Raw genomic sequence first — 7,321 nt, 5'->3', positions numbered from 1 at the left:
ACGCCGAAAGCGCCCGGCCCACTCGGAAAGGCCACCCGGGAACCCGACCTGACCGCCCACCCTGCTCCCCGCTGCCGGTCGGTTTTCGCCGAGCAACACACCCGTCTCGTCGAAAGCCCCCGTCTCGGAGCCACGCACGCCGGTGGCGGCCCATCATCGACTCTGGCCGGCTCCGGACCGGCCACCCGCGACCACAAGCGCAACCCGCGCCGGAAGGCACCAGGCGTTTGGGCATGGTGTGGTCGGTCATGGTTCGTCTCGGCGGTGGGAGTCGGGGTCCGAGCGCGGGTCCGGGCCGGGGCGGTGTTTGCGTTGGCGGAGTACTTCCAGGGCGATCGGCAGAAGCGAGAGCAGTACCACCACCGCCACGATCGGCAGCAGGTAGGTGTCCACGTTCGGTACGGACGAGCCGAGTCCGTAGCCTGCCAGGACCAGGCCGACGGCCCAGACCGTGCCGCCGACGATCTGCCACAGGGTGAAGGTGCGCACGGGCATCCCCAGTACGCCCGCCAGCGGGTTGAGCACCGTGCGCACGACCGGGATGAAGCGGGCCAGGACCACCGCCTTGGCGTGTCCGTACCTGCCCAGCAACTCCTCGGCCCGCGCCACGCCTTCGTGCAGGCTGCGGTTCTTGTACCGGCCCAGCAGCGCGCGTCCGCCGCGCCGGCCGAGGAGATAGCCGACCTGGGCGCCGAGCAGGGCGCCGCCCACGGCGGCGAGCAACACCTGCCACAGGATCAGCTGCACCCGGTCCGAGGAGCCCGATACGCACAACAGTCCGGCGGTGAACAACAACGAGTCGCCGGGCAGGAAGAAGCCGACCAGCAGCCCGGTCTCCGCGAACAACACCACCGCGATGCCGAGCGCCCCGAAGGCGGACAACAACGAACTCGCGTCCAGTACGTTCACGGCCAGGTCGGACACGGCCAAGTCGGATACCGCCGACGAAGGCATGGGCGCTCCCTCCTTCGATAACGCGCGATCCGGTGTCGGTCGGCCGGGGGCTACGGCGCGGGAAACGACTTACCGGGGTCCTGTCCCCGAAACGATGCCGTATCACGGCTGAGAGTCGGCCGCGAGCGCTGTGGGCCGGGCGGGTGACGCGATGGGGACGGGACCGGCGGGCAGGGCCGAGATGCGGCCGGCTGAAAACCGCTCCCCAGTGCGCCCCCTTCGCCACTGTTGTTATTGATATGCCGCATATTCGTGACCAATTCTCAGCCGTGGCCGGCAAGTGCGCGGGCATCGGGTCCACCATGACGCACCACGACTCATCGCGGGAGAACGGCTCCGACGAACTGGCCGCGCTGGTACGGCAGGCCCGGCAGTGGAGCGAGGCGTCCCCGGACGGCCCGGCCGAGCGACCGCTGCTCGACCCCTCGACGGACTCTCTCCGCGAACGTATGCGTCGCCGCCGCGCCAACCGCTCGAACGACGGCGACGCCCGGAACGACTAGGCGGTGTCGGGGCGGATGGCGATGCCGCGCGGGTCGAGGGCGACGGGATGTCCTCCGCGTCGACCGCGACGCCTCCGGTGCGCCTGCCCGTCGAGCGAGTTGGGAAACACCGCGCGGATGTGGATGTGGATGCGGATGCCGTGGCTGGGCGCGGTGTTCTCGAACTGCGGTGCGTGGCCCGCCTGTCCGGTGACAACCGCGAATGTGAGCGGACGCTGACGGCTGTCGATTGCCGAACGCGCGCTGGTGGTCGGCCGGTTGCGGTGCTTGCGCGCGGTCCGGATGTGTCCGGGCATGGCGAACCTGTGCACGCAGCGGTTGCACAGGAACTCGTTGCCGGGTGCCGTGGGTGACCGCTGCTGCCGTTCGCGTTCGACCGGGTGTGGCCGCCGGCAGGCGCACCCAGCCGAATCACGGGGGAATCGCGGTCGAGGGCCCGGGACGGTCCGATTGGCGGCTCTGATCCGGTACGACTTCGTTCGATAAGCCGCATCGGAAGTACTGGGGGCACGCCATGGCCCTACTCACTCCTCGGATTCGTCACGTCCCTCGGGGCATCCGGCCGGCACGGTCCGGGTCGTCGGACCGGGGTCCAAGCCCCGGAAATACCTTTTCCTGTGGGGTGTTGCCGGAGTCGGGCGGCCCCCATGCCCGCCACCGGCCGTCCGTGGCGGACGCGTACGCTCGGCCTGTGCCGCATTTCGAGACGACCACGCGTATTCGTGTCACGCCCGCACGGGCTTTCGAGGCGTCCCTGGACATCGACGCGCATACGGCGTCGATGGCTTCGTCGGGGGAGCGGGCGATCGGCGGGGTGACGGCTGGTCGGATCGGGCTCGGCGAGAGTGTCACCTGGCGGGCGCGGCACTTCGGTGTGGTGTGGCGGATGACCTCGCGGATCACGGCGTACGAGGAGCCGAGTCGGTTCGTCGACGAGCAGGTCGGCGGACCGTTCGCGCACTGGCGCCACGAGCACCGCTTCACCTCGGACGGGGGCGGCGGCACGGTGATGCGCGATGTCGTCGACTACGCCGCTCCGTTCGGCCCGATCGGCGCCGTCGTCGGGTGGATCGGGCTGCATCGATACATGGTGCGGTTGATCGTCGCGCGCAACGAGTATTTGAAGGACTCCCTCGAATCGGCGCTGTCCGAGTAGGCGTTCGATCTCCGAGCCGCCCAAGGGCGTTGTATTCGGGCATCGGCAGGCGGCCGTCGCGGCGGTATTCTCGGCTGCCGTGGTGATCGTGCCGATCGTGTACCCGGCGGGTCGGCTCCGCGCCTCGGCGGTGTCGACGGAAGCGCGACGATCGAACGGAGTTCGGGACCATGAGTGACGAACAGGTGTCGCTGCGGCCGGTGGTCGAGGGCGACCTCCCCCTTCTCGAACGTTTTTCCACGGATCCCGAGGCGGTCGGTCCGTTCGGTTGGCAGGGCTGGGCTGATCCGGGGCGGTGGCGGCGCGAGTGGACCGAGAGCGGCTTTCTCGGGGACACCGGAGGGAGGTTGCTGGTGGTTCGCGGGGCCGATGTCCTGGGTTTCGTGGCCTGGCGCAAAATTGTCACCTCACGCACCTCCTACTGTTGGAACGTCGGGATAAACCTGTTCGCCGAAGCGCGGGGGCAGGGTTTCGGCACGCGCGCGCAACTCCTGCTGGTGCGCTACCTGTTCGCCCACACCCAGGTGGCCCGGGTGGAGGCGGCGACGGAGGTCGACAACGTCGCCGAACAACGCGCGCTGGAAAAGGTCGGCTTTACACCCGAGGGCGTGGCCCGCGCGTATCTCTTCCGAGCGGGCCGGTGGCGGGACATGGTCTTCTACAGCCTCCTGAGGGATGAACTGCCCTTGGATGACGAGGAGTCGACGACAACGCGGTAGCGGCCGGCGAGCGGCGGCCGGCAGGCGGTGGGCGCGGGCGGTTGTCCGTTGACGAGCCGCAGTCGGTGGGCGGCCTCACCGCCCGCCGTCCGCTGCTCACAGACACCACACACCACACACCACAGGCAATCCGCCCGCCGCGCTGCCCAACACCCGGAACAAGGTGGTGGCCTGCGCCCGGCTCGGGCTGCCGGCCGGTCCAGAGGACAAACCGCTGTCCGCCGTGTGCCGTGTGCCGCGTGCCGTCCGCCGTCCGCTCCGTGCCGCCTGCCGCTTGCTGCCCGCCACTCATTACCCGCTGCCCAAGGCCCGCCACCCAGCCCAGTCGTTCGCCAAAGCCCACTGCCCCCACCCGCGACTGCCGCCGCAGCCCCACTTCCGCCCCGGCCGAACCCCAACCCCGGCTCCGGCCCCACCCCGGCCCGCCCCCGCCCCCGCCCCGCCCCCTCCCGCCTACCCCCTCCCGTTCCGCCCCGCCTGGTGGGGTCGCACCGAAACGGGGCTTCACCTTGGTTCGTTGCCACGAAGTTCCCGGGCGTTCGGCGTTCTAGCGTCGTGGCATTCGCCGCCGCCGGGGTCGGCGGGACCGGGCCGAGGCCGACCCAGGATGGAGGAAGCCATGACACGACGTCTGCGTCTGGACGACCTGACCGCGATTGTGCTGCCGGAGCAGCCGTCGATCTCCCCCGACGGGACTCGTGTCGTCTACACGCTGGTCGGCGTCGATGCCGAGGCGGACCGTCCGGTGCGCAGCCTGTGGTGGGTGGCCACCGCCGCCGACGCCCCGGCGACCAGGCTTACCGAGGGTCCCGGCGACGGCAGCGCGGCCTGGTCGCCCGACGGTACACGGATCGCGTTCCTGCGCGCCGCCGGCGGCCCGCCGCAGGTCTGGGTCCTGCCCGTGACCGGCGGCGACCCCCGGCAGCTGACCCGCCTCCCGCTGGGCGCCGGCCGCCCGATCTGGAGCCCGGACGGCTCCCGCATCGCGTTCACCGCTGCCGTCGACACCCACGCCGTCCCCGGCGAGGACGACGCCGCCCGCGCCGCCCGGGGCCACGCGCCGCTGGTCGTCGACGCCCTGGACTACCAGGCCGACGGCGCCGGCCTGCTCGGCACCATGCGCAGCCACCTCCACGTGCTCGACCCGGACACCGGCGAGGTCACCCAGCTCACCGAGGGGGAGTGGCACGCGAGCGAGCCGGCCTGGTCGCCCGACGGCCGCCGGCTGGCCTTCTCCGCCGGCCGCGGCACCGACGCCGACATCAACAACCTGTCGGCGGCGTACGTGCTCGACCCGTCCGCCCCCGACGTACCCGCCGAGCAGGTCGGCCCCGCCGACGGCATGATCGGTCCGGTCGGCTGGACCCCCGACGGCGAGGCGCTGCTCGCCGTCGGCGCCACCCACAACGGCACCGGACACGCGCGCCTGCTCCGCATCCCCCTCGCCGGCGGCCCCGTCACCGAACTCGCCGCCGCGCTGGACCGCAACATCATGTCCGGCGGCGGCGGATACCCCGGCGCGCTGCCCCGGTTCACCCCCGACGGCCGCGAACTGCTGTTCTGCGCCCGGGAGGCCGGCGACACCCAACTGCTGGCCCTCGACCCCGCCACCGACACCACGCGCCTGCTGGTCGGCGGCGCCAACCGCGGCGTCTCCGGCCTCTCGATCCCGCAGACCCCCGGGCCGGTCGCCATCGTGCTGGCCACCCCCACGTCCTACGGCGAGATCGTCCTGGTCGACCCCGCCGACGGCACCGAGCGCGTACTCACCACGCACGTCGCCGACGCCCTGCCGGACGTGGAACTGTTCACCGCCGTCGACCGCCGGTTCACCATCTCCGACGGCACCGTCGTACACGCCCGGGTGATCCGCGACCCGCAGGCGACCGGCCCCGGCCCGCTGCTCATGGACATCCACGGCGGCCCGCACAACGCCTGGGGTGGCACCGCCGACTCGATCCACCTCTACCACCAGGTGCTGGTCGAACGCGGCTGGACCATCCTGCTGCCCAACCCCCGGGCCAGCGACGGCTACGGCGAGGAGTTCTTCACCGCCGCCGTCGGGGAATGGGGCCTCGCCGACGCGGCCGACTTCCTGGAGCCGCTGGACACCCTCGTCGCCGAGGGCATCGCCGACCCCGACCGGCTCGCCGTCGCCGGGTACAGCTACGGCGGCTACATGACCTGCTACCTGACCAGCCGCGACCGGCGCTTCGCCGCGGCGGTCGCCGGCGGCGTGGTCAGCGACCTGGTCAGCATCTCCGGCACCTCCGACGCCGGCACCTTCCTCGCCCGGGCCGAATTCGGCGACATCAGCTATCGCGACGAGCCCGAGCGCTACGCCGCGATGAACCCGCTGACCCGGGTCGGCGACGTACGCACCCCGACCCTGATCGTGCACGGCGGCGCCGACATGCGGTGCCCCGTCGGCCAGGCCCAGCAGTGGTTCAGCGCGCTGCGCGAGCAGGGCGTGCCGACCCGGATGGTGCTCTACCCCGAGGGCTCGCACCTGTTCATCCTGCAGGGCCGTCCCTCGCACCGCCTCGACTGGAACCGGCGGATCATCGACTGGGTCGAGCAGTACGCCGCCGGCCGCACCCGCCCCGCCCGCCTGGACGCCGCGCACTGGCAGCGCCGCCTGTCCACGCTGGCCCCGCGCCACCAGGTCCCCGGCGCGACGCTCGCCGTCCTGCGCCTCGGCGACCACGGCCCCGACGACCTGATCGAGGCGGCCCACGGCGTCCTCAACCTGAACACCGGCGTCCCGGTCACCACCGAATCGGTCTTCCAGATCGGCTCGATCAGCAAGGTGTGGACCACCACGCTGGTCATGCAGCTGGTCGAGGACGGACTGCTGGACCTGGACCAGCCGTTGGCCGAACTGATACCGGAACTGCGGCTGTCCGACCCGGAGTTGCCCAAGCGCATCACCATGCGCCACCTGCTCACGCACTCCTCCGGCATCGACGGCGACCACTTCCCCGACACCGGTCGCGGCGACGACTGCGTGGCCCGCTACGTGGACACCCTCGTCGACGTCGCGCAGGTCTTCCCGCCGGGCGCCGGCTGGTCGTACTGCAACGCGGGCTTCGTCCTGGCCGGCCGGGTGATCGAGCACCTGACCGGCAAGAGCTGGGACGAGGTGTTGCGCGAACGGCTGAGCACCCCGCTCGGGCTCACCCGCACCGTCACGCTGCCCGAGGAGGCGCTGCTCCTCAGCGCCGCGATCGGACACGTCTCCGAGGGCGGCGGCGCGCCGACCGTGGCACCGGTGTCGGGGCTGCCCCGCTCCCTCGGACCGGCCGGCCTGATCACCTCCACCGCGGCCGAACTGCTCGCCTTCGCCCGGCTGCACCTGACCGACGGCCTCGCCGCCGACGGGCGCCGACTGCTCGCCGCGCAGCACACGACCGCGATGCGCGAGCGGCAGGTGGACGTACCCGACACCGCGTTGACCGGCACCGCCTGGGGTCTGGGTTGGCGCCTGTGGTCGGTGGACGGACAGGAGCTGTGCGGCCACAACGGCGGCACCGTCGGCCAGCTCGCCTTCCTCCAGGTACTGCCCGAACACGGCCTGGCGGTGGCGCTGTTGACCAACGGCGGGCAGGGAGAGGTGCTTTCCGAGGAACTGTTCGCGGAGATCCTCGCCGAGGTGGCGGGCATCGCGCCGAACGAGCCGTTCGCGCCGCCCGCCGAGCCTCCGGCCGTGGACGTGGACCGCTACGTCGGGGTCTACGAACGCGCCGCACAGCGCGATGAGGTGACGGTGACGCCCGACGGTCTGGTGTTCCGCCGCGAGCTGACCGGGCCGCTGGCGGACACCCTGCCCGACGCGGTCACCGAGATGCGGATGGTGCCGGTCGCCGAGGACCTGTTCGCGGTACGCCTGCCCGGGTCGCCGACCTGGCATCCGCTCACCTTCGCCTCCTTCGGCACCGGCGGGCGATTCCTGTACCTGGGCGGTCGGATCAGTCCGCAACAGGACTGAC

6 protein-coding genes are annotated in these 7,321 nt (G+C 71.9%); 4 read left to right on the top strand and 2 right to left on the bottom strand.

The window, feature by feature from the left end:
• Nucleotides 1–246 precede the first annotated feature (246 nt).
• Nucleotides 247–954, bottom strand: a complete 708-nt coding sequence (locus tag ACFRCG_RS44690; RefSeq protein WP_380042406.1) for a DedA family protein — start codon at nucleotides 952–954, stop codon at nucleotides 247–249.
• A 302-nt stretch (nucleotides 955–1,256) separates the two neighbouring features.
• Here ACFRCG_RS44690 and ACFRCG_RS44685 point away from each other — a divergent pair, with 302 nt between their 5' ends.
• Nucleotides 1,257–1,457, top strand: coding sequence for a hypothetical protein (locus ACFRCG_RS44685; protein WP_380042405.1), 201 nt, complete (start codon nucleotides 1,257–1,259; stop codon nucleotides 1,455–1,457).
• Here ACFRCG_RS44685 and ACFRCG_RS44680 read toward each other — a convergent pair.
• Nucleotides 1,454–1,753, bottom strand: a complete 300-nt coding sequence (locus tag ACFRCG_RS44680) for a hypothetical protein (RefSeq protein ID WP_380042404.1) — start codon at nucleotides 1,751–1,753, stop codon at nucleotides 1,454–1,456. The genes ACFRCG_RS44685 and ACFRCG_RS44680 overlap by 4 nt on opposite strands.
• 395 nt (nucleotides 1,754–2,148) lie before the next feature.
• Here ACFRCG_RS44680 and ACFRCG_RS44675 point away from each other — a divergent pair, with 395 nt between their 5' ends.
• The 3 genes from ACFRCG_RS44675 to ACFRCG_RS44665 all read left to right on the top strand — a co-directional run bounded on the left by ACFRCG_RS44675 (nucleotide 2,149) and on the right by ACFRCG_RS44665 (nucleotide 7,320).
• The gene (locus ACFRCG_RS44675; RefSeq protein WP_380042403.1) at nucleotides 2,149–2,613 is read left to right on the top strand and encodes an SRPBCC family protein; all 465 of its coding nucleotides are present in this window, start codon (nucleotides 2,149–2,151) and stop codon (nucleotides 2,611–2,613) included.
• Between the two features lie 170 nt (nucleotides 2,614–2,783).
• On the top strand, nucleotides 2,784–3,332 hold the full coding sequence (locus ACFRCG_RS44670) for a GNAT family N-acetyltransferase (RefSeq protein ID WP_380042402.1): 549 nt from the start codon (nucleotides 2,784–2,786) through the stop codon (nucleotides 3,330–3,332).
• A 619-nt stretch (nucleotides 3,333–3,951) separates the two neighbouring features.
• Entirely contained in the window at nucleotides 3,952–7,320 is a 3,369-nt protein-coding gene (locus tag ACFRCG_RS44665; protein ID WP_380042401.1) for a serine hydrolase, read from the top strand.
• Nucleotide 7,321 lies beyond the last annotated feature (1 nt).

It is taken from the genome of Embleya sp. NPDC056575 (assembly GCF_042793325.1).
Taxonomy (GTDB): Bacteria; Actinomycetota; Actinomycetes; order Streptomycetales; family Streptomycetaceae; genus Embleya.
Note: the sequence above shows the minus strand (reverse complement) of the source record. Positions and strands in the feature narration are given on the sequence as shown.